At 45.2% G+C, this 23,758-nt stretch carries 16 protein-coding genes; 7 read left to right on the forward strand and 9 right to left on the reverse strand.

What is annotated here, in order from left to right; genetic code table 11:
* Position 1: 1 nt before the first annotated feature.
* Positions 2-1,429, reverse strand: a complete 1,428-nt coding sequence (gene arcD / locus VN23_RS19090) for an arginine-ornithine antiporter (protein WP_046351777.1) — start codon at positions 1,427-1,429, stop codon at positions 2-4.
* A gap of 1,343 nt (positions 1,430-2,772) precedes the next feature.
* On the opposite strand from arcD, the gene VN23_RS19095 reads away from it, so the two are divergent.
* From VN23_RS19095 to vioE, 5 genes are read left to right on the forward strand one after another with little or no spacing between them, the layout of a single operon-like run.
* Positions 2,773-4,059, forward strand: coding sequence for a flavin monoamine oxidase family protein (locus VN23_RS19095; protein ID WP_046351776.1), 1,287 nt, complete (start codon positions 2,773-2,775; stop codon positions 4,057-4,059).
* A gap of 57 nt (positions 4,060-4,116) precedes the next feature.
* Positions 4,117-7,140 carry an iminophenyl-pyruvate dimer synthase VioB gene (gene vioB / locus VN23_RS19100; RefSeq protein ID WP_046351775.1) on the forward strand — a complete coding sequence of 1,008 codons (3,024 nt, stop codon included), beginning with the start codon at positions 4,117-4,119 and terminating at the stop codon, positions 7,138-7,140.
* A gap of 3 nt (positions 7,141-7,143) precedes the next feature.
* Positions 7,144-8,433: an FAD-dependent oxidoreductase gene (locus tag VN23_RS19105; protein WP_046351774.1), complete on the forward strand. Its 1,290-nt coding sequence runs from the start codon at positions 7,144-7,146 to the stop codon at positions 8,431-8,433.
* Positions 8,433-9,563 carry a tryptophan hydroxylase gene (locus VN23_RS19110; RefSeq protein ID WP_046351773.1) on the forward strand — a complete coding sequence of 377 codons (1,131 nt, stop codon included), beginning with the start codon at positions 8,433-8,435 and terminating at the stop codon, positions 9,561-9,563. Before VN23_RS19105 ends, VN23_RS19110 begins: the two co-directional genes overlap by 1 nt.
* A 1-nt stretch (position 9,564) precedes the next feature.
* Complete coding sequence (gene vioE / locus VN23_RS19115; protein WP_046351772.1) at positions 9,565-10,146, forward strand: violacein biosynthesis enzyme VioE; 582 nt, start codon at positions 9,565-9,567, stop codon at positions 10,144-10,146.
* Positions 10,147-10,241: 95 nt separating this feature from the next.
* On the opposite strand, the gene VN23_RS19120 is transcribed toward vioE, so the two are convergent.
* The gene (locus VN23_RS19120; protein ID WP_046351771.1) at positions 10,242-11,636 is read right to left on the reverse strand and encodes an MATE family efflux transporter; all 1,395 of its coding nucleotides are present in this window, start codon (positions 11,634-11,636) and stop codon (positions 10,242-10,244) included.
* A gap of 488 nt (positions 11,637-12,124) precedes the next feature.
* Here VN23_RS19120 and VN23_RS19125 point away from each other — a divergent pair, with 488 nt between their 5' ends.
* Complete coding sequence (locus tag VN23_RS19125; protein ID WP_046351770.1) at positions 12,125-12,508, forward strand: DUF6394 family protein; 384 nt, start codon at positions 12,125-12,127, stop codon at positions 12,506-12,508.
* A gap of 37 nt (positions 12,509-12,545) precedes the next feature.
* The gene (locus VN23_RS19130) at positions 12,546-14,216 is read left to right on the forward strand and encodes a potassium channel family protein (RefSeq protein ID WP_197432961.1); all 1,671 of its coding nucleotides are present in this window, start codon (positions 12,546-12,548) and stop codon (positions 14,214-14,216) included.
* A gap of 246 nt (positions 14,217-14,462) precedes the next feature.
* Here VN23_RS19130 and yaaA read toward each other — a convergent pair whose 3' ends face one another.
* The 7 genes from yaaA to VN23_RS19165 form a co-directional block, all read right to left on the reverse strand.
* Positions 14,463-15,227: a peroxide stress protein YaaA gene (gene yaaA, locus VN23_RS19135; RefSeq protein WP_046351768.1), complete on the reverse strand. Its 765-nt coding sequence runs from the start codon at positions 15,225-15,227 to the stop codon at positions 14,463-14,465.
* 266 nt (positions 15,228-15,493) lie between these two features.
* A complete protein-coding gene (locus VN23_RS19140) occupies positions 15,494-16,108 on the reverse strand; it encodes a response regulator transcription factor (protein ID WP_046351767.1) in 615 nt (204 codons plus the stop codon).
* A 105-nt stretch (positions 16,109-16,213) separates the two neighbouring features.
* Positions 16,214-18,460: a PAS domain-containing sensor histidine kinase gene (locus VN23_RS19145; protein WP_052746570.1), complete on the reverse strand. Its 2,247-nt coding sequence runs from the start codon at positions 18,458-18,460 to the stop codon at positions 16,214-16,216.
* 399 nt (positions 18,461-18,859) lie between these two features.
* Positions 18,860-19,852 (reverse strand): 2-hydroxyacid dehydrogenase, encoded by a 993-nt coding sequence (locus VN23_RS19150; protein ID WP_046351766.1) that lies wholly within the window; start codon positions 19,850-19,852, stop codon positions 18,860-18,862.
* Between the two features lie 438 nt (positions 19,853-20,290).
* A complete protein-coding gene (locus tag VN23_RS19155) occupies positions 20,291-20,548 on the reverse strand; it encodes an RNA-binding protein (protein ID WP_046351765.1) in 258 nt (85 codons plus the stop codon).
* Between the two features lie 33 nt (positions 20,549-20,581).
* Complete coding sequence (locus tag VN23_RS19160) at positions 20,582-21,517, reverse strand: complex I NDUFA9 subunit family protein (protein ID WP_046351764.1); 936 nt, start codon at positions 21,515-21,517, stop codon at positions 20,582-20,584.
* A 73-nt stretch (positions 21,518-21,590) separates the two neighbouring features.
* Positions 21,591-23,489 carry a lytic transglycosylase domain-containing protein gene (locus VN23_RS19165; protein WP_046351763.1) on the reverse strand — a complete coding sequence of 633 codons (1,899 nt, stop codon included), beginning with the start codon at positions 23,487-23,489 and terminating at the stop codon, positions 21,591-21,593.
* Positions 23,490-23,758: the final 269 nt, after the last annotated feature.

Raw genomic sequence — 23,758 nt, forward strand, 5'->3', positions numbered from 1 at the left:
ATTAAAGCTTTAGAAAACCGGTGTAAAGGCCGTAACTTGCCGCAATGGCCCCAATAACAGCGGCTGCAAAAATGAATTTTTCGATGGTGGTAAAAACAATCTGGCCGCTTTCTTTACGCGCCTTGGTATAAAGGATTGCGCCGGGCGCATAGAGCAGGGCCGATAGCAGTAAGAATTGCACTCCTGCTGCGTAGATCAGCCATACGCTATAGAGCGCAGCAATCATTGCAATCAGCAGATCTTTATTGCGATTGCCACCATGCTCCGCATAGCCGTCTCCTTTGTAAGCCACCATGACGCCGTAAGCGGTAGATAAGAAGTAGGGCACTAAAATCATTGAGGTGGCGAGCAGCAGCAGGCTGGTATAGGTGCTGGCAGCAAACAGGGTAATAATCAGGAAAACTTGCACTGCGCCGTTAGATAACCAAAGTGCATTGGCTGGCACACCGTTCGCGTTTTCCTTGTGCAAAAAGCTGGGCATAGTTTTATCGCGGGAGGCAGAAAACAGAATCTCGGCGCAGAGCAATGTCCATGAAAGCAAGGCACCCAGCAGCGAAATCACCAGCCCGATAGAGATAAACACCGCGCCCCAGTGGCCAACAATATGCTCCAGCACATAGGCCATTGATGGATTCTTTAAGCCTGCTAATTCTGGCTGGCTCATCACCCCAAGTGACAACACATTCACCAGCACCAGCAGCAGCAGGGTGCTGAGAAAACCAATCACGGTAGCGCGGCCCACATCGGCGCGTTTTTCGGCACGGGCAGAGTAAACACTTGCGCCCTCGATACCGATAAACACCCAAACGGTGACCAGCATCATATTGCGCACCTGATCCATCACACTGCCGAGCTTGATATTGCCCCTGCCCCAAAAATCGGTGGTGAACACATCTAGCTTGAATGCCACGGCGGCCAGAATAATAAACATCACCAGCGGCACAATCTTGGCCACGGTGGTGACTTGATTAATAAATGCTGCCTCTTTAACTCCGCGCAATACTAAAAAGTGCACCGACCACAGCAAAATGGATGCGCCGATAATGGCGGGAACCGTATTGCCATCGCCAAACATGGGGAAGAAATAACCCAGCGTGCCAAACAGCAAAACAAAGTAGCTGACATTGCCCAGAAAGGCGCTAATCCAATAGCCCCAAGCGGATGAAAACCCCATGTAATTGCCAAAGCCCGCTTTGGCATAGGCATATACACCGGCGTCTAATTCTGGTTTCTGGTTGGCAAGGGTCTGAAACACAAATGCCAGCATCAGCATCCCCACCGCCGTGATCGCCCAGCCTATCAGCGTGGCGCCTGCACCGGCGCTTTGCGCCATATTTTGAGGCAGGGAGAAAATCCCCCCACCAATCATTGATCCGACCACCATCGCAGTGAGCGCGGTTAGCCTTAGCTTATGGGACGATTGCGTCATGATAGAGCCCTCGGTGCGTAGTTAAATAAACGCTACTCGTGCTGGTTTTGTGCTCAAGACGGTAAGAAAAGAAGAGGTAATGATTGCGGTAGCGCGCTGTTTTGGCTGGGCTTGAGCAGTAGTCAATTCAGTAGGTATACGTAGTCTGATGGTTTTGCACTACGTAAATTTTGATGAAAAACAATATTCTTTTTATTTATTAAAATAATTTAGGTCTTAATAATAAATATTATGACAATCATTGGCTTAGCTAGCTTTTTATGTTTTTTTTGAGATTAAAATTTTTTTCTTGAGGATAACAAGAGGGTGTCTATTTTGAGAGAAGTGTATTTTTTTCTACCTAAATGCTATGTAAACAGTAACTTACCATTAAGTTGTTGAATTTTTTTATATTTTACTGTAGATATTTGATGCGAAATGAATATAAAAAACATTTAATTGTAATTATTAATGGTATCTATTTGGGGGAATGAAAGCAAATGGAGAAATAAGACCAAACGTTTTTCTATTTTTGGTAACTATTGAATGCTTGTTACAAAATGGCTGCGGGTGTTTAGTCGCTTAGGAGGCCTGAGAATCGTTTTAAGATCACCTAGTGCTTCCTTACAAACTCACTCACGCTGAGTCTTTGATATCAGTCCATGAAGGGGCGCTATGGCTGGGGCCATAATTGCGCTGCATCTTTCATGCTTTGCTGCTTTTTCAAAAAAAACGCTGTGTAGTGATACAAGATTGGCGTGGTCTATCCCTATGTTTCAGCAATGTTTTTTATCTATAGCTGGCGCTTGAATTTGAGTTTTATATAGCGTGATGATCTGAGGGAACGCTTGTGCCCGGTAATAAATATGCTTTTCATCTTGTTTTTTTAAGCAGTTTGTTCTATTTACATACGTCATGCTGACGTAATATTTCTATTTTCTTTTGTTAATCTTTTGTTAAATTTGCAACAACTTTACAAAATACCACGCGCTTGTGTTTACAATCGCCGCGTTGTTGATCTACATTCATGCATTATTATTTTATTCTAAAGTAATAAATCTGAAAGCTTTTTGATGTATTCCTTACGTTTGCGTGTTTTTGCAAAGTTTTAAATAAGGAAGTGAAACAATCATTTTGAATAATAAAGCGCACAAGATTTTTAGGTCTTGCTGCACTACCGTATTGCTACGCCTGAAGTAATTGTAATTTTTGTTGCCAGAATATGACTGTCTAAAGCATGACTAGGCTTTTAAGGCAGGGGGTAGTGATTATTCAATTCGTTTTGCATGGCTTAGTTCTAAGTATTTATTTATTAAATGCTAAAAAATAAATATTCCCTTTGATTTACATTGAGGTATTTTACTGTGATAAACAACAAAGTAATCTCTATAGTAGGTGCAGGAATATCAGGGCTAAGCTGTGCATTGAAACTGGCTGGCTCAAAATTAACAAAAGACTACACGCTTCGTGTTTTTGAAAACGGAGAGAGAATTGGTGGCCGGGCTCATTCAATTAAAGTGGATGATTTTAGTATTGATTTAGGAGCAGGGCGTTTTTCTCCTGCCCTACATCCTAATGTTGCCCAGTTGCTTAGTGAGCTAAAAGAGGAAATAGAAGTATTTCCTTTTACTAAAATTGTCTGTCCTCACCCACAGCATGAAGGCTTGAAAGAGATACTGGCTCAATTAAAGCTAAAAATTGAGAATAGCCATAATGAATCATTCTTTCAATTTTTATGCCAGCATATGGGCAATGAAAAATCGCACGCAATCATTAATGCTTTAGGCTACGATTCATTATATCTTCCGCAAATCTCTCCTAAGATTGCATATGATATTATTGAAAAGCATCCGGAAATACAGTGCTTCTCAGAAAATGAAGGCTATGAGTGGTTTAATTTAGTTGACGGGTTTGCTGCTTTGGCTAAAAGTCTATATCAGCAAGCCGCTAAATCGGGTGTCGAGTTTTATTTTGAACACCAGTTAATTAATTTCCAAACAAAATCAGCCAATACTCTGCTTGAGTTTGCAGGATCAGAACAGCAAGAAATTTGGCACAATAGTGCTTATACCGTTTTAGCTCTTCCTCCAACAGCGATGTCATCGCTTAATATAGATTTTCCAAATAGCTGGAGTGATTTTTCCTACGGTTCTATCCCATTATTTAAAGGTTTTATATTTTTCGATCATCCATGGTGGAAAGATTATGAGCTTGAAAATAAAGTAACCATTGTTGATAACCCATTACGAAAAATATATTTTAAAAGCGAAAAATATATATTCTTTTACACTGATAGCGCCTATGCTGATTTTTGGTTGGAAGAAACCAATAAAAGCGAAGATGAATATATAAATACAGTGATGGGTTTAATTGCTAAAGCATTAAATATATCTATTAAAGAATTACCACGCCCTGTAAGCAATAAGTTCAAATACTGGCCTAGTGGTGTAGAGTTTGCTTTAGAAACATCACCAGATCACCCTCCTGTTTTATCTAAATATAATGGCAAAGTGATTGCTACTTCAGATGCTTATACCCCGCACTGTGGCTGGATGGAAGGTGGGATTATTGCGGGTAGGAACGCAGCAGATCATATCTTAAAACAATTAGAGAAATCAGATGTAGAAAAAGTAGCGGCAGAAATGAATTAATTTTTGTTTGAAAATGTAATGGTTTTTTTTCTAATTTTAAACTGGTATTGATGCTTAATGAGTATTCTGAATTTTCCACGTATTCACTTTAAAGGTGCTGCACGGCTTAATGTGCCAACTGGCAATAGAAATATCGCCGGCACTTTAGACATTGCAACAAACAGTGTTTATCAAGATGGCACATTATTTGATTTAAAAAAGCACCCTAGGGAGTTTCATCAGTATCTAAGGCAATTGCCACCAAGATTTAATCTTCAGGGGCAGCCAGATGATGCAGGTGTTTTTAATCATGCGGCAGGGCATAACTTTTTAGGGAATAATCATTTTTCTTGGGAAAATACTCAGATTACCGCTTTGCAAATACAGCCGGGTGTTTTGCTGGATAACGATCCGCTACTTGCTTGTAAAGTGGAATTATGGGGGCACTATAATGAGTATTTGCGCACCACATTTAACCGGGCAAGATGGGTAGATATTGATCCAAGCCGGGACGATACTTCGCAAATCTATGCCGGGCAGCTGTGCATAAAAGAAGCGGCTGCTGCGGCAAATGCCCCCTATTTATTTTCATCTGACATTGATTGCGTTCACTCTGTTCGCTGGTATGGCGAGAATCATATTCAGGAAAAGCAGCCGCATTTCTTGGAGCCTGAATTTTCTAAGACAAGGGTGTTTCAGTTTTCTGTGGCTAAGGATTCTGAGCATTTTATTTTTAATCAGCTTTCGCTTAAATCAGATTTTATTGAGTATTTACAACAAGAGCTAAAAAGAGAAGATGTGCTCGGGCTGAGTATTCAATATTCTGTATTTAATATGTCTACTCCGCTGCAGCCAGATATACCTGTGTTTTATGATTTAAGTGGCAGTATTGGTTTGTGGTTAAAGCAAGATATGGCTACTTTTGCCAATGATAGGATTTTATATCCTGATAATACTCAGGGCTTTGGCCCTGTGGCGATCAAGATTCAAAATAACTGGGCTAGTATCAGCATGCCTTGCAGTATTCCTTTTACTCGCCGTGATGCTGTTTGTGGCAATCAACTGACTCACCCTCTTGGCCCTAAGCATTCATTAGGTGAATTAGAGCTAAGGACTAAAGGTGGTGTTTTACTGGCAAGAATTCCTGAATCGGTATATGGCCCATATTGGGGAAGCGCCGGGATTTTTGATGTGCCCTTATTAAATGATGCCGCTGAAGATTCTTTAATACTGCGTGGCACAGACAATCAATGGGTAGAGTCAGATTGGCTGATTCAAGCAGAACAGAATGTGGTTTCTTTGGAAGCGCCTGATAGAAAAAATAATGCTTTTTTCTCTAAAGACATCAAAATATTTAGTTATTTCCGTGGCGAGCCTAAAGGAAAAAAAGATATTAGTGTTTTTATTGAGAATAAAGCGGTTGTCAGCACTTCGTTGCAGACGATTTCAAGCAATGAAAACGGAATTGCATTTCTTTCTATCGTCAGTCAGAAGCCCGGCGTTAGCGAGGTTTTTGTAGGGGACCATCATGGCAAGATTCTGGTGCGTGTACTTTCTGATGATTGGGCTTTATTAGAGGTAGCGGATAAGGAGGTTGACTATCCTTTTCTGTATGAGCAAGTAATGAGTTATTACGAGCTGATTTATCCGTTTATGGCGGATAAAGTGTTCAGCATGGCAGATCAGTGCAAATGTGAAACCTATGCTCGCTTGATGTGGCAAATGTGTGATCCATTAAACCGTGATAAAAGTTATTACATGCCTAGTACCAGAGAAATGTCTCATGCCAAATCAATATTATTTCTTAAGTATTTAAGTAATGTTGAAGCGTCTGCCATTGCGGAGCCAGCAAAGATTGCTTTGGCCACCGAGGTAAATAGTAGCGAAATCAGCAGTAAAGAAGAATTAGTTCAGGTATTAAAGCAGGCGGTGAATTTAGAGCTATCTATTATGCTGCAATATTTATATGCGGCTTATTCTTTGCCGACTTTTGCGGCAGGTGAGCAATTGCTTGCGAGTAATAAATGGACTGCTGAGCAATTGGCACTGGTGTGTGGCGGGGCAGATCGTCGGCATAATTCGGGCTGGCGTGGCACAATTCTGGAAATCGCCCATGAAGAAATGATCCACTATCTAATTGTGAATAATTTACTGATGTCTTTAGGCGAGCCATTTTTTCCTGGAACTCCCGTATTGGGTCTCAAAGCCGCTGAAGCCTTTGGCCTTGATACAGATTTTTCTTTTGAACCTTTTTCAGAAAATGTGCTGGCTCGCTTTGTCAGGTTTGAATGGCCACATTATTTTCCATCAACAGGAAAATCAATTTCTGATTTTTATGCGGAAATTCGCAAGGCATTTGTCAGTATTCCGGATTTATTTACCACCCCATTAGCTAAAACAAGCGGGGAGCATCATTTATTTTTAAATGAATTAACCAACAGAAAGTTTCCTGCTTACCAGTTAGAAGTCAATAATAGAGAAAGTGCGCTGTTTGCCATTGATTTTGTAACAGAACAAGGCGAGGGTGCAGCAGTAGATTCACCACATTATGCTCAAAGCCATTTTAATCGATTAAGAGAGATCTCCCGCACTTTACTGGCTAGCGAGACTCCTTTTGAGCCTGCATTTTCTGTATTAAAAAATCCTGTATTAGAACCGACTCCCGGCTGTAATACGGTGCTTGATCCTGCCGCCAGACAATTAATGATTTTTTATAAAGGCTGCCATGAGCTGACTTTTCATATGATGATTCAGCACTTTGGGCAAAAGCCTTTAGGGAGTTTGCGCCGTTCCAGATTAATGAATGCGGCGATTGATATTATGGCCGGAATATTAAGGCCTTTATCGGTGCAAATTATGTCTGTTCCTTCTGGTGTGTCGGGCCGTAATGCCGGGCCGCCTGTGCCACAGGCGATTCAATTTCAATTGATTGCCGATTATGGCGCTGGCTGTGAGGTACTCGCCTTGCAATGCCGCGCGCTTGCAAAATACGCAAAAGAAATGCAATTAATTAAACCGGCTATGGCTCAAATTGAATTACTTGAATTTTATGATAAGCAGATGATGGATCTTGCAACAGGTAAACTTTCACGGGAAGGCTGAAAAATGAAAAAAATCATTATTGTTGGCGGTGGCTTGGCAGGTAGCTTAACCGCTATCTATTTAGCTAAGCGCGGTCATGATGTGCATGTTTTTGAAAAACGGGGCGATCCGTTTCTTGCATATTCAGATTATATCGATCAGGTTAGCTCCCGTGCGATTGGCGTGAGTATGACTGTGCGTGGTATTCAGGCGGTATTAAATGCAGGCATTCCTAAGGAAGAGCTCGATTTATGCGGGATTCCTATCTCCGGAATGTCTTTTTGTATTGCAGGTAAATTTAAAACCAGAGAATTAGCACCGGTTGATGTGCTTTCTCCGCTTTCATTAAGCAGGGCAGATTTCCAAAAGTTATTAAATAAATATGCAGAAATTAATAATGTTCATTACCACTATGGGAATCGCTGCTTGGAAGTGAATTTAGACGATAAGAGCATTACCACTAAAGATAATGACGGGCAGATTGCCGAGCATAAAGCGGATTTATTGATTGGTGCAGATGGTGCTCGCTCTTGCGTACGTCAGGCCATGCAAAATAATTGCCGCCGGTTTGAATATCAGCAGTCATTTTTTAAGCATGGCTATAAAACAATTGTTATCCCTGATGCCAGCCAGCTTGGCCTCAGAAAAGATTTAATTTATTTCTTTGGTATGGATTCTGGCGGTTTATTTGCGGGGCGTGCGGCGACTATTCCTGATGGCAGTATTAGTTTTGCTGTTTGTTTGCCTTATCAAGGAGAAATTAGTTTACAGGCTAAAGATGCAGGTACGATGGGGCGTTTTTTTGATCGATATTATTCGATGCTGCCTGAAGCCACCAGAAAAGAAATGCTATCGCAATTTATGGAGAAGCCAAGTAATGATCTGATTAATGTGAGGTCGTCGGTTTTTCATTATAAGCAGCACGCAATCATTTTAGGCGATTCAGCCCATGCCACCGCTCCATTTCTTGGGCAGGGAATGAATATGGCATTGGAAGACGCTTATATCCTTAATTTATTATTTGAAAAACATGAAGATAATATTGAAAAAGTACTGCCTGAATTTACTCGGCTGAGAAAAGCCGAGGCAGATGCGATGCAAGATATGGCTATTAATAACTATGAGGTGCTGAGCAGTTCAAATCCTATTTTCTTTATGCGTTCAAAATATACTCGTTATATGAGTAGTAAATTCCCTGCCAGTTATCCTCCGGATATGGCTGAAAAGCTTTATTTCACCTCGATGGCTTATAGTGAGCTAAGAGATATCCAACAGAAACAAAATGTTTGGTACAAACTAGGGAGAGTAAACTAATGAAGATCTTAGTCGTTGGAGCAGGGCCAGCGGGCTTAATGTTTGCCAGCCAGTTAAAGAAACTTAAGCAAGATTGGGATATTGCAATTGTAGAAAAAAATACAGTTGATGAAATTGTAGGGTGGGGTGTTGTATTGCCTGGAAAAGCGCCCCATCATCCGGCAAATCCGCTTAGCTATTTGCCTGATTATGAAGAAATTGATGCGCAATATATTGATGAATTTTGCCTGGTTAATCAAGATGATCGTGCTACAGCAAGCACCGGTATTACTTTATGCGGGGCAGAAAGAAAATCTTTGGTAGGCGCTTTAAGAAAACTCTGTACCAATTTATTGATTCCGATTACTTATTCTTCGCCAGTTTTTGATGAAGATGGCTTGGATACCACGGCATATGATCTGGTTGTGATTGCCAATGGGATTAATAATATCTCGAATTACTTTAAAGATGCTTTAGCCCCAGAGGTAGAGTTCGGTAAAAATCGCTATATGTGGTACGGCACATCAAAGATTTTTGATGCAATGAATTTGATTTTTAAGCCAACCACTTCAGGTGTATTTATTGCCCATGCTTATAAATACTCCAGCACAATGAGCACTTTTGTAGTGGAGTGTAGCGAGGAAACGTATCATCGCTCTGGTATTGAGTCTTTATCAGAAACTGATGCAAAAGCATTTATTGCTGATGTATTTAGTGTTGAGCTAGATGGTCTGCCTGTTGAGGTTCAGCCGGGCTTGCAATGGCGAAATTTTGTAACGCTGAGCCATACAAAAGCTTATGAAGATAATTTGGTGCTATTGGGCGATGCCTTGCAAACAGGCCATTTTTCTATCGGGCATGGCACAACAATGGCGGTGGTTGCGGCTCAGATGTTGGTAAAAGCATTATATGAGCATGCAGAAGTGAACCATGCTTTAGAAGATTTTAATCAAAAGGTGATGCCGCTGATGCAATTATTTAGCGGGCATGCCGGCATTAGCCGCACTTGGTTTGAAACGGCGGATGAAAGAATGGATTTAACTGCCGCAGAGTTAGCAAAGAGTTTTTCAGAGCGCCGCGAGCAATTGCCTCCTTTACCTGCTGCTTTGGGGCAAGCGCTGGGTATGGCGCTTACTCGTAAGGAATCTTAAGATGATTGCTGAGAAAATGTTACCCCCTCGCTTACCTGAGCAATGGAGCAGTAGTTATATTTCTTACTGGCAGCCTATGCAGAAAGAAGATCAAATTACGTCAGGTATTTGCTGGTTTGATTATGAACAAAATCGCTGCCGCATTGATGGTTTGTTTAACCCTTGGTCTGAGGAAAAAACAGGCCATCGCTTGTGGATGTCAGAAATTGTGACCGCGGGCGAGGGGAAAACAAAGAAATCTAAAATTGCGTATTGCCGTGAATCCCCTCTTGGCGAAGGGGAATATGAGGCGGTGGTGCTTGATGATGATTTGGAGTCTTGCCACGAAGTGTTATTAACGCAGGACGTTTTATTGCAATATCAGGCAAGCTATGTGGGAAGTCAGCATTTGCTTGGCAGAGAAACGGAAGCTTGGACTTTTACCAAACCGGGTAAGGGCCCTTCAACTTATTACTTTGTAAAAGGGACTAATCAATTGCTGCGCATGGTGACGGGAGACCCTGCGGTGCATGCTTCAATTCGTGATTTTCCTAATTTCACTACTCATACGATTCCGGCCGAAATATTTTCAAGCAGTATTTAATTTGTATTAGATATTAAAAAGGCAAGGCAGTTTAATAACTGCCTTGCCTTTTTTATTGCCTAGCGTTTACGGTAAAGCGTGTAAAGCCAATAGGTTTAGCGGTTTAAACTTTGCTTTCTCAGTTTCATTAAATAGACGCTGGAGTAAGTGAGTGCAATCGTACCACCGATAAAGTCTGCGATTGGGAAAGATAGCCAGATTCCTATGCTATTAAAAAACATAGGCAATGTAAAAATAAGCGGGATTAACAGGAAATATGTTCTGGCAGCATCAAGTAGCATGGCAGGTAGTGCTTTACCCATTCCTTGAAATAAACCGCTCGACATCATGCATACACCAGATGCAGTGAAACCTAAAAAGCAAATTGCCGCAATATTTATTCCTTCAGAAATAATTTCCTGATTTTTTGTGAACAGGTTTAATAGCCATTCAGGATTAAAGCAGAGAATAACGGTAACGATTAATCCCCAGATTGTGCTGCAAATCAGCGCAGAAATATAGGCGTTTTGAACGCGTTTATATTGGCGTGCACCGTAATTAAATGCAGATAGGGTTTGCAATGCAATCATCATCCCTATAATGGGTAAGAATAAAAACATATAACAACGCATTAAAATGCCATGGGCACTGATGAGTGTGCTTGATTGCTCAGGTACAACCACCGAAATGGAATAAACAGATACCGCCATGATGATTGAAAAGCCACCGTGAGAGAGCAAAACTGGCATGCCAAAACTAACAATATCCAGGTAAGTTTTAAATTTAGAAAAAACATAGCTGAGCTTGAATTCTGCAGCATTTTCACCTTTCTTTTGTAATTGTAATGCCATAACTAAGGCCAAACTCATGGCGCAGGTTGTTGCCCAAGCTGCACCCGCTACTCCCCATTTAAAAACAAAAATAAAGAGTGCATCAAACACTATATTTAAGATAGAGCCAGTGGCCAGTACTTGCATCATTGCTTTGGGATTGCCTGATGCACGAAAACTTTCGGTTATTTGATTGCTGATAAACCCGACAATAGAAAAAATTAAAACGGGCATAAGATAGCTGTTGGCATCTGGGATAAATTCACTAGGCACAGCGAGTAATGCGTAAATAGCTGGCCGAAAAATAATAAACAAAGATGAAATAATAATGGCGCTGCCAATTGCCAGTAAAAATGATGCTGAAAAAACCCGTGACGCTTCTTCCTGCTGCTTAGCCCCTAAGTGTCTTGAAATAATAGAGGCCATACCGCTACCGAGCATGGTGCTTATTGCAAGTAAAAACATTTGTATAGGAAAAACAGCCGAAACGGCTCCCATTGCCTGATGACCGATACCACGGGATATAAAAAGGCCATTTACAACGATATACATGCCATTAATAACCAAACCTATAATGGTTGGCAGTGCCATATATAAAAACTGTTGAAAAATTGGCGATTTTATAAGAGGAGATTCACTATTTACATGGTTGTTATCTATATACGCCAATTCCATTGACATGGTGGGCCTTTGCTGGTTTGTTTTTTGTCGGAGATAAAGCCAATGCTGCTTTTTATGACTTATCTATTATAAAAAATATAAGATAAAACTATAGCTGTATCTTATGAAGATACAATTACACATCATAAAATACAGGCGTGGAGTTGTCGTAAAATTTAAGTAAAGCGTTGTAAAAATGTAATTTGTTTTACGCGTGTTTGTAATGGTTCAGAGTAAGGTTATTAGTCCGTTCTGGTGAATATTTATTCTAAATCGATTTTAAGGTGTTATTAGATGTTTGATGCCGCCTTGCAGCCACAAAATAGCAGATGATAAATTATGGCTGCTGTAGGATTAAAACGAGTATGGCGGCAAGAAAATCAGTGTTTTTGTAGTATTTACTGCTGAATGAGGTGAGATAAGTTTCGAAAGAGATTACAAAATATACATTGCGATATATTTTCTATGATTTATCATGCTTTTATTAATTGCTATGGATTATATGCAGCATGAATATTGAAAAAGTGGTGTTTGGTTTTTTTATTTTACTGGCATTTACTCTGAATTTTGGCTTTGTGATGGGTGAAATTGATGTGCCACACCAGCACGATGTATTTGAGCTTTTTTTGGCAATGGTGGTGAGCTTTATTGCTACGGTCATTAAATTTGGTGATCGCACCCAAGTGGGGGCACTGCATTTGGCAACCAGCTTAGTGGCAGATTTGCAATTAATTGCTGCGGCTCTGGTGTGGGGAAATGCCATGTATGTGACCCAAGTGGGGATGACACCGGGCGTGACTTCAATGGTGGTGTCTTTTTCTGCCGGTGCATTGGCCGCCAATGTGGTTTCGGTGGTATTGCTGATTGGCGAAACCTTGCAGCATCGCCGCTAAAATTATGCCTAATATCTTTTTTATGGTGTTGCGGCGCATGCGTGCGCCAATTATTACGCTGATTCTTATTTATTCGATTGCCGTATTGGGCCTGGTACTGATTCCCGGCGTGGATGATCAGGGCAGGCCCTATCAAATGGGCTTTTTCCACGCTTTTTATTTTATTAGTTATACCGCTACTTCGATTGGCTTTGGCGAAACACCCCATCCTTTTTCTTATTCTCAGCGCTTATGGGTTTTATGCTGCATTTATTTATCGGTAACGGGCTGGGCTTATAATTTAGGGGCTATCTTTACTCTTTTTAATGATCAGGCTTTAAAAAAAGCAATTCAATATGCTCGTTTTAATAATAAAGTTCGGCGTTTACGTGAGCCATTTTATTTAGTTTGCGGCTATGGGCAAACGGGGCGTTTGCTATGCAAAGTGCTGGATAGGATTAATATTCGCTTTGTGGTGATTGAATTAAGAGAAGAGCGGGTAAATCATTTGGCTTTGGCTGATTTTCAGTCCGATCCTGTTTTTTATGCGGGGGACGCTTCTAATCCTGAATTATTAAAAATTGCCGGAATTACTCATCCTCGTTGCCGAGGCGTATTAGCTATTACTGGCGATGAAAACGTCAACCTAGCGATTGCAATGGCGGCCTTTGTTTTGCAGCCCTCGCTGGTATCGGTGTGCCGATGCAAAAATAAGGCCGTGGCAGATAATATGCAGTCGTTTGGCGCGAATAAAGTGATCAATATGTTTAATGCGGTGGGGCAGCGCTTTCAGATGTTGCTGCATGCACCGCATGGCTATCGTTTATGGAATTTACTTTCTGATTTTCCCGGCCAGCCAATGGCCGCTTTAGTGCGCCCGCCCTGTGGCCATTGGGTGGTGGTGGGTTATGGGCGCTTTGGTATATCAATGCGGGCCGCGCTGCTAAAAGAAGGCGCTAGCGTGACGGTGATTGATCCGGAGCCGCAGCCTGATTTATTGCCCGGGCAATTTGTAGAGGCGCTTGGCGTGAATGCCGATTCATTAATTGCCGCAGGCATCGAGCACGCCTCGGGGCTTTTGGTTTGCCATGATCATGATATTAATAATCTATCTGCGCTGGCAACGGCCAGAGCCATTAATCCCAAACTGTTTATTGTGGCAAGGCAGAATTTGCGTGATAACCATTTATTATTTGAAGCATTTAAGCCTGATATCACATCGATTCGTAGCGAGATTGTGGCGCATGAATGTTTACGTGCTATAGAAACGCCATTATTGGCGCAGTTTTTAGATTTAATAAAAGAAGAAGACGAGGCCTGGGCGAAGGCCTTATTCGATCAGTTGGCTTCGTTATGTGATAACAAAGTGCCAGAGATCTGGAGCATTACACTGGATGCTAAAAATACTGCTGCTGTGCATGCCTTTTTAGCCAATCCTTCGCCGCCTTTACGCCTTGCTCACTGGATTAATAACCCCTTCGATCATGGCTATAAATTGCAATGCCTGCCGCTGCTGCGCGTGCATGGCGATGAGCTGCAAGCATGGCCCTCCCTGGATACGCCGCTAACTTTTGGCGATCAGCTGCTGTTTGCCGGTAATCGCGAAGCACAAAGCGCGCATCAAGCTATGCAAGAAGCCACGCACCTGCTGGATTTTGCCCGCACCGGCAAAATCGAACCGCAAAGCTGGGTGTTTCGTAAATTGGCGGATTGGCAGCAGGGGAAGTAAACCCAAGTCTTGAACCACGGAGGGCACGGAGGTTCACGGAGAAAACCTTCTTTGTGAGGTAATACTTAACAGGGCAAAGCTTTTTTTATAGGGTATGCAAGTCGTTTTTCTTGCGCACCGCCTTTGGCGCATAATAACGGCGTCGTTGTGCGCCCTATGAAACTTAACGCCTAAGTCGTTTTTCTCCGTGAAACTCCGTGCTCTCTGTGGCCTCCGTGGTTCAAGGTCTGGGTTTGTCACGTCACATCAATCAGCCAACTGCCGTCTAAACACCCAACTCACGCCATTAGATGCATCTGCGTCAAATGCATAGCCTTCCGCATTAAACGCTTTTAAATCGCTAGCCTGAGTGATGTTGTGCTCTGCCGCCCAGCGCACCATTAGGCCTCGTGCGCGTTTGGCGTAGAAGCTGATGATTTTGTATTTGCCGTTTTTCCAGTCTTCAAATACCGGCGTAATCAGCGGGCAATTTAATAGCTTTGGTTTGACTGATTTAAAGTATTCGGTTGAGGCTAAATTTACGACGACTTTGGGTTCTATCGCGTTAATCGCTGCCGTAATGGTTTCGCCCCAGAAAGCGTAGAGATTATTCCCCGCTGCATTGGGCAGAGATGTTCCCATTTCCAGGCGATAGGGCTGTATCAAATCCAGCGGGCGCAGCAGGCCGTAAAGGCCGGATAGGATGCGCAGATGTTGGCTGATATAGCTTAATTCTTGCGGCGTCATTTGCCCTGCCTTCAGCCCCTCGTACACATCGCCCATAAAAGCCAGCACGGCCTGCTTGGCGTTATCTGGTGTGAAATCAGGATGCCAGGCTTGGTAACGGCCTACATTCAGCACCGCCAGCGGATCGGATAACTTCATCAGGCTGGCAATTTGCGCAGGCGTTTGCTGCTTGAGTAAAGCAATCAGCTTGGCAGAATGATCCAGAAAATCAGGTCGGCTGAATTCTTTGGTAATGGGAGCAGTGGTGTAATCCAGCGTTTTGGCTGGAGAGAGCAGCATAAGCATGGCGGACTTTGAGTGCGGGATGATTGTTGAAGAAGCGAAAAGCAAAAGATCTGTAGACACAGAGATCGGTGAGAACACAGAGCACACAGAGAAAAGCTGAGTAAAACCTTAACAAACCCAAATCTTGAATCACAGAGAACACTTTGGCCCCAGAGTTACACGGAGAAAACCAAGAGGAAGAGGCTGTAAAGCTTTAACTCGTTCTTATGTTTTCTCAGTGTTCTGCTTTTAAACTCCGTGTTCTCTGTGTCTACAGATTTTAGGTTTTAAGGCTCTACCCCGGACCCGCGCAGCAGGGCGGCGAGTTCCATGGCGGTTTTGACTTGCATCTTTTCTAAAATCCGTGCGCGGTGAACTTCGACGGTTTTCATTGAGATCGATAAATCATCAGCAATTTGTTTGTTTAAACGGCCGGTCAGTATCAGCTTCATCACTTCGCGCTCGCGCGGGGTGAGGGTGCCTAGGCGTTTGGTGATTTGTTGTTTTACTTGCCAAACACCACGCTTGGTTGCGTCGTTGACAAGGCAGCGCTCAACTAGATCAACGATATCGTTATCGTTAAATGGTTTTTCAACGAAATCGGTAGCGCCTTGTTTTAAAGCGCCCACTGCCATGGGTACATCGCCGTGGCCAGTTAAAAACACCACGGGTGGGCAATAAGGATGCTCTTTGATTCGATCAAATAGCTCTAAGCCGCCCATGCCGGGCATGCGCACGTCGAGCAGTAAACAGCCGTAACGCTCGGGTGTGTAATCGGCTAGCAGCGCTTCTGCGCTGGCATAGCTGTCAGCACGGTGATTGCGAGTAGAAAAGAGCCATACGAGGGCATCGCGAATGGCGTCATCGTCATCAACGATTGCAATGCGGCGATCAGGGTTCATTTGTGTGGATTTCCTCTGAGGGGGACCGGTTAGCTAAGGATAGAAAAAAGCGCTGACAAGGCATCGCGAATGGCGTCATCGTCATCAACGATTGCAATGCGGCGATCAGGGTTCATTAGCCTGGGTTTCCTCGGAAAACGGTACGGTGAAGATAAAGCGGCAACCGCCGCTAGGATTGTTTTCTGCCCAAAGACGGCCTTGGTGATACTCGATAATAGAGCGGCAAATATTTAGCCCCATTCCCATGCCAGTGTCTTTGGTGGTGTAAAACGGTTTAAACAATTGTTCCATTTGTTCGGGACTAATACCAGTGCCGCGATCCGCAATGATAACTTGTAAGTAATCATGCTCTCTACTGAGCATAATGGCCAGAGTACGCTGCGATGCGGGCGTATCGTTCATGGCTTCCATCGCATTACGGATTAAATTGAATAATACCTGTTCCAGCATAATAGGATCGACATATAAAGGCGGTAAATCGCTGGGCTCAGAAATACTGATTTCTACGCCACGCCGCACCGCCTCGTGCGATTGCAAATCCAGCACGGTATCAAGTAAGCCGGTAATGGTGCAGCGGCGGCGATGCGGTGCTCGGCGCTGCACAAATTCACGGATACCGCGAATAATCTGCCCGGCGCGTCTGGCCTGCTCGCCCATTTTTTCGATGGCTTGCGATAGCTGCTGCAAATTAGGGGTGGGATTAGCCAAAATATTGCGGCAACCCGATGCATAACTGGCAATCGCGCCCAAGGGCTGGTTTAGCTCGTGCGCAAGGCTGGAGGCCATTTCGCCCATCGAGATCAGCCGGCTGGTTTGTTGTAGTTTTTCGTTTTGCAGGCGCTCGCGCTCGGCGGCTAATTTAAGTGCAGTGATATCGGTGGCGACTTCCAGCCAGACATCCGAATCATCTACCCATAGATTGTGGCGGCTTTTGATCTGAAACCAGCGTTTTTTGATCGGGTCATACCATTCTGAATCGATCGGTGTATCAAAGCGGCGGGCACTAAATGGCACGATGCAGCAGCGGCCACGCCAATCGGGCAGATTAAATGAGCGATCAAACTGGCGGTTGCTCATCAGTAGCTCGCCGCTATCGGCGTCACTCACGGCAACTGCGGTATCTAGGCCATCGAGCACGGTTACAAAGCGCTGGTGCGAGGCTTGCAGCACCTCGCGTTCACGTTTTAGCTCGGTAATATCGTAGAGCGAGCCCATCCAGCCAATATGCCGCCCCGCGCCATCAATCAGGCTAGAGCCATGCAGGCTCACATCAAAGCGCTCACCATTTTTACGCATAAAGCGTACGGCCTGGCCGTTAGGATCGGCTCTGCCCTGACGAATAGCATCAAAAGCTGCTTGGCAGCGCTCTAGTTCTTCTGGTGGCCAGTAGGGTAGTGGTGGTTGCTGGCCGAGTAGTTCGTCGGCGCTAAAGCCGGTCATCTCACAAAATGCACGGTTTACATAGATGAGCCGACCATCCTTATCCATCGCTCGCATGCCGCTGACTAGCGAGTCTTCCATCGCTTGGCGCAACGCGGTTTCGGCGCGTAATTGCATTTCTGCCTGAGAGCGAACACGCATCACGCGGTGCAAGAGCGCGGTAGAGGCCAGCATGCCTATGGCTAAAAAGAGTAGCACCCAAGGCAGCGATTCGGTCAGCCGGTGGCGGGGCACATGGTAAAGCTCCGCTTGCAGCGATAAGCCCAAAGGCGGGGTATCGAGTGCAATGCGCGTGCTTAGGCCGCTTGGATCGAGCTGCCGGCTGGATTTGGCTGCTAGCGTTACATAGTTATGGTTAAGCAGTAACACCTGATAGCGCTGAGCAATCCACCAAGGCACTTGCTGCTGCAAGAGCCGCTCAAAAGAGAAGGTGGCAATCACAAAATTTTGCCCGTCTGCACTTGGCACGGCATATTGCGCCAAAGGCGGCTGGCCGGGCTTGGTGTGCAGCGTGCTCCAGCCGCTTTCGCCATTAAAAGGTATTATTTTTTGCTGCGGAGCGGCCCACCATACTTTGAAATCATTCTGGTTTCTAACCACCAGACTGACGATTTCCGGGCTGTTTTGAATCAAGGAGAAAGCACGCGCCTGAAACAGGGCGGATTGCTGGTTGTAATTTGAAACGGCCAAAGCATTAATGGCATCGGTATTCGCGGTGATTTGTTGTTGAATCGCTTGCTTTTGCCAGAGCACATCTTGTTCCAGCTGATTGCTGCGCTGCTTTTGGTCTTCATCTGAAGTCAGCAGCAGCCAGCTGGCAAAAGCAAGGGTAAATAGCGCTGCAATTAAGCCTGGCAGAAGTTGCAGCCAGCGGCTGATGCGGGGCGAGAAGGTGATAGAGTGCAGAGTCAATCTGATAAGCCAAGGAGTCGACCCGAAAAGGTCGGGTAACCTAGTGAAAGGTTAATTATCCACGGATGTCAGCAATTGTCTAGGATAGCTTAGGTTTGGGGCATGATATGTGTGTGAGTTGTGTTAGCGGTGCCCCCCTATTCTTGTGCACTGCTCTTGGCGCAGAGCGACTACGTCGTTGTACACCCTATAAAGTTGCAACCTTCTATTTAAGGAGAGGGTATGAATAAACCCCGAAATGACACTTCCGTTGCGTGCCCACCGTCCGATATTGTTCAGGGAGGTTAATGTGAACCACATCCTAAGGCTTATTCAAATACCTTAATTCAAACCCTGTTTTTCTCCTTGAAACTCTGTGTTCTCAGTGTTTCAAGGTTTGGGTTTTACTGCGCAGCTCAGCTACTTGACCAGATTAGTCAGCGGCTCGCCTCGGGCAAAAGCGCTGACTTCGCATAGCACCGAATCGGCAATGTTTTCTAGTGCCTCGTCGGTTAAAAAGCCTTGATGCGAGGTGATCATGACATTGGGGAAGGTGGTGAGCCTTGCCAGAACGTCGTCTTCTAAGGCTGAGCCGGATAGGTCTTCAAAAAACACACCTTCTTCGTACTCGTAAACATCCAGCCCCACGCCGCCTACCTGGCCGCTTTTTAGCGCATCGAGCAGGGCACTGCTGTCGATCAGCCCGCCTCGGCTGGTATTGATAATCACCGCACCTGGCTTCATGCCCGCCAGCGTATCGGCATTGATCATATGCTTGGTTTCATTGGTGAGCGGGGTATGCAGCGAGATGATATCCGATTGCGCCAGCAGCTCTTCCAGCGAAACAAAGGTGCAGCCTAAAGCCTCTGCGCGCTCAGGGGATGGGGTGCGATCAAACGCCAGTACTTCACAGCCAAAACCACGGGCAATTGCAATGGTGGCTGCGCCAATTTTACCTGCGCCAACGATGCCAAAAGTGCGGCCATGGAGGTTAAAGCCGACCAAGCCATCCAGCGAGAAATTGCCTTCGCGAATTCGGTTATAAGCGCGGTGTGTTTTGCGGGTGAGGGTGAGCAGCAGGGCAAAAACGTGCTCTGCCACAGCTTCGGGGGAATAAGCCGGTACGCGCGTTACACTGATGCCATGTTTTGCTGCGGCGGCTAAATCGACGCCATTAAAACCTGCGCAGCGTAGTGCAACTAGCTTCACGCCTAGTTTGGCAAGTTGTGCCAAGGTGGGGGCGTCGACTCGGTCATTTACAAAGGGGCAGACCACTTCGAAGCCAGACGCCAGTGCTGCGGTCTGGATATTTAAGCGGTCTTCAAAAAATACCAGCTCATGGCCATGCCGGGCATTGGCTTGGCTAAGAGTGGCTCGGTCGTATCGTTTGCTATCAAAAACGGCAATGCGCATGGGAGACCTACTTGTTTAATAATTTTAGTGCCTTCGGCACCTTGATTTTGCTGCGAGAGTTACCGCGAAGTCTTTGTTTCGGCAAGAAATGAAGTCAAACCTATCAACTTAAGAGAATTTGTAGTTTGGGTTAGCCGTTTGCGTGCGAGCTTTACCAAGCTCAGATATATCGCGTAACCCAATCTACAAAAGCATCATGTCCCGCAGGTTTGGCTTAAGTTGATAGGTTTTACGCGTCCTACATGGAGTGCACACGCATGACATTGGCTTGATGTCTATACAGCAGTTTTATCGCAGTCCTATGCCACTCAGCGCGATCCATACCCAGATTGCCGCATTTGAAAACATTCAAACCCTGTTTTTCTCCGTGAAACTCCGTGTGTCCTGTGAGCTCCGTGGTTCAAGATCTGGGTTTTGCTATTAGGCAATTAGCAAGGCTTAGTCTTCTTTAAACATATGGGTATGGCTGCTGGTCAGGTTGCGGCCTTTCCAGTGGAAGTCGGTGATTTTGGTAGTGAGCACATCGGCAGCGGCAGCGCTGTCGGTGAGTAGCTGCACCAGAGCAAGCACGTGTTCGCTATTGCTGTCGGCGATGGTGATGTTGCCAAAATCGTGCAGGCCAATGTCATCAGTCAATAGGCTGCGTACGTCTTCAATTGTGGTTTCAGGAGGAAGGTTGCCAATTACTATTTGCATGGTTGTATCCTTAAACATTAAAAAAGAACGTGTTTAATTTCTGCTGGCAAGGCTACGTAGTTGATTGTAACGGCTCTGTTTGCCTGCCGCTAAGTAAGCTGGCGCAATGGCTTCTAGCGCGGTAGGCTGCCAGCCTAATTCTGGGGCAAAGCCTGCGGCATCAATATTATCAACTTGCAGCGAATCTAAATTGTCGTGGCTAAGCGGCGGGCTAGGCAATAAGCTCATTAAGCTAGCTTGCACCCGAGCTAAGGAGTTGGGTAAGGAAATAATTGGGCGACAAACGCCGATGGTTTGTGCTGTATAGGCGACCAGCTCTTTGAGTGTGTAAATCGTTGGGCCCACCAGGCTCAGTGTTTTGCCGATCAGCGATTTATCTTCTACACCGATGGCAAAGGCTTGCGCCACATCTTGCACCCAAACGGGTTGAAAGCGCGTATCTGCACCAGCCAAAGGCACGAACGGAGCAATCTTAAGCAGGGAGGCAAACAGGTTGAGAAACTGGTCTTCTTTGCCAAATACCACTGATGGGCGATAAATTGTCCAGTCTAAGCGGCTGGCTTTTACACGTGCTTCGGCTTCGCCCTTGCTGCGCTGGTACATCGATGGGCCGTGAATATCCGCACCTAAAGCGCTCATATGCAGATAGCGATTTACATCTTGTGCGGTGCACGCAGCGATAATTCTTTCGGTGAGGGTGACGTGGGCTTTTTTAAAGCTTGCTTCATTGCCTTGCAAAATCCCGACCAAATTAATCACTACATCTTGCCCTGCGATCAGCCGAGTGAGCGCGGCATCATCATTGATATCGGCACTGATCAAGTTGAGGTAGGGCAGGAGCAGCAAATCGGCGCGTTTGTTTTCTCTGTGGCGGGTAGGTAGGGTGACTTCGTGCCCTGCTTTTGTCAGCTTGGCTGCCAGTTGCTGACCAATAAATCCGCTACCACCGATTAATAAGATTTTTGACATTATAAGACCTATTTTTTTCGTGGGTTTGCACAGGGCAAAAGCCAATCTCTTTGCCCTGTGCTTTTATTACAAATCAAGGTGCATCTACTGCCTGACCACGACCTGCTACTTTGGCAATGCGCTGTTTTAGCGGCATGCCTTGGCCTTCAAAGGCGTGGGCGTAGTGGATGGCGTTGGCCATAACTTTTTTAACGTAATCACGTGTTTCATTAAAAGGAATGGTTTCGATATAGATCACCCCATCCAAGGCCTGATTTGATTGCCATGCACGCGCTCGGCCGGGGCCTGCGTTATAGCCTGCGGTTGCCAGAATCTGGTTGTCATCCAGACGCTCCCATATATAGCGCAAATAAAAGGTACCAAAGCTGATATTGGTCGTTAATTCGTTCACTTCGGATTGATTAAAGTTTTTCTTGCCTAGTTTTCCCGCCACCCATTTGGCCGTGCCGGGCATCAGCTGCATTAAGCCACTGGCCCCAACTCCTGAGCGGGCAATACTAATAAAACGGCTTTCTTGCCTCATCAGTCCGTAAACCCAAGCCGGATCAATGCCTTCGTTTTTAGCGGCAGGCTCAACTAAATTGAGGTAAGGAGTAGGGTAACGCAGTGAAAAATCATGCAGCTGGCGGGTGCGCTCGGCCGAATAAATCGAGCGGTCGTACCAGTTTTGCTTGCGTGCTAACTCGGCCGCAGCGAGCAGCTGCTGGTCTGTTAAGCCCTTCATGGCCCAATTCCACTCGCGGATAGCTTCAATGCGCCAGTCCTGATCGATCAGGGCTAAAGCGCGTTGCACGCCCGGCATGGCGCGGATTTGTTTGATTTCTGTGTCGTTAGCTTTGTAGCGAATATTGGCCGCTTCCATTGTCGGGCCAAGCTCTTCTCTGGCGAGCAGGCCATAAAAATCATGGCTTTCTGCGGCAGCGGCCCATAGCTGATTGGCTTCTATGGTTTTATTCTGGCTTTTTAAAATTCGTGCTTTCCAATAAAGCCAAGTGCTGGTCTGCTGCTCCTGGGCTGGCAGGGCTTCGATACGTGCGAGTGTGGTTTCCCAATCAGAAAAACGCAGCGCAGCGCGAATCGCCCATGCCCTATCCTCGCTATCCATCCCTGTGCTATCACCTTTGCTTAGCCAGGCGGAGGCTTGTTCATGTTGTTTCTTTGCGGCAATCAGGCCGAGCTGCTGCCATGCATAGCGCTGGTCAACGGCAGGTAATTGGCTTTCTATTCCATTGAGTAAGCTTGCCGCTCGATCCGGATTATTTCGCGCAATGCGCCCCAAGGCATAAATGGCTAGCTCTCGTCCAGCTTGAGTAGACAGAGATTGCTTTGCAAATTGATTTTCTGGATTAGCGGCGAGTGCACTGATATTTTTTGCGGTGAATTCGCTAGGGTTGCCTGCGCGAGCACCCAACTGGCGAGCGAGATCGGTGCGATTGTCGCTTAGGGCTAAGCGGATACGCGCCCAGGCATCGGCTTTAGTCAGCTCATTGTTTTCAAATAAGGCATCAAATACGGGGTTGCATGCCTCGCTTTGTGGTTTGGCAGAAAACCAGAGTGGTTTTGCTTCTGAAAGGGGCGCTGCTTCATTATTTGCTATGGCTGATTGCGCACGTAAGCATTGCAGCTCACCGCTTTTATTATCGAGTTTTGCATATTCAGCATTGAAACTCGCCCAGCTTTTACGGCGGCCCAGTTCTTTAAGCCATTCGCCACGAAAGCGTTCTATCAGCGGGCTATTGTCGTAGTTTTTTAAAAAACTCTGCGCATCGCTTTCGCTTACGGTATTGAGCTGGCTGCTGAGCCAGTAATAACGCGGGTACATTTCTAGTGCATCACCATTGCTTGCATCTGCCATTTTGGCAATGGTGGGTAAGTCGCGGCTGCGGGCGGCCTCACGCAGTAATGATAAATCCAAGCGGGCTTGAACGCTGGCGGAGAGCGAGAGTGAGGCAATTAATAAAATTTTTTTCATAGTTTTTCGTTATGTATTGAGCAAGCGGCACTTCAAGCATAACCGAGGCTTGTGGGGATTCGTAGGTCAGTAATTGTAAAAGAGAAAAATATTTGTTTTTTACCCCATAAAACCACTGCTGGGCTGACGATTACTGTGAGTATCTGTTTCAGCTCTGCCTTGGGTGGTGCGTGGCTTAGCTCAGCTTGCTTTACGTTTGTGTGCTGGTTTTGCCTATTTCTGCATCAGATGGAACGTGGCAGGATGGCTGTTAGCGGTCTAACTTTAAA

It is taken from the genome of Janthinobacterium sp. B9-8 (assembly GCF_000969645.2).
GTDB lineage: Bacteria > Pseudomonadota > Gammaproteobacteria > Burkholderiales > Chitinibacteraceae > Iodobacter.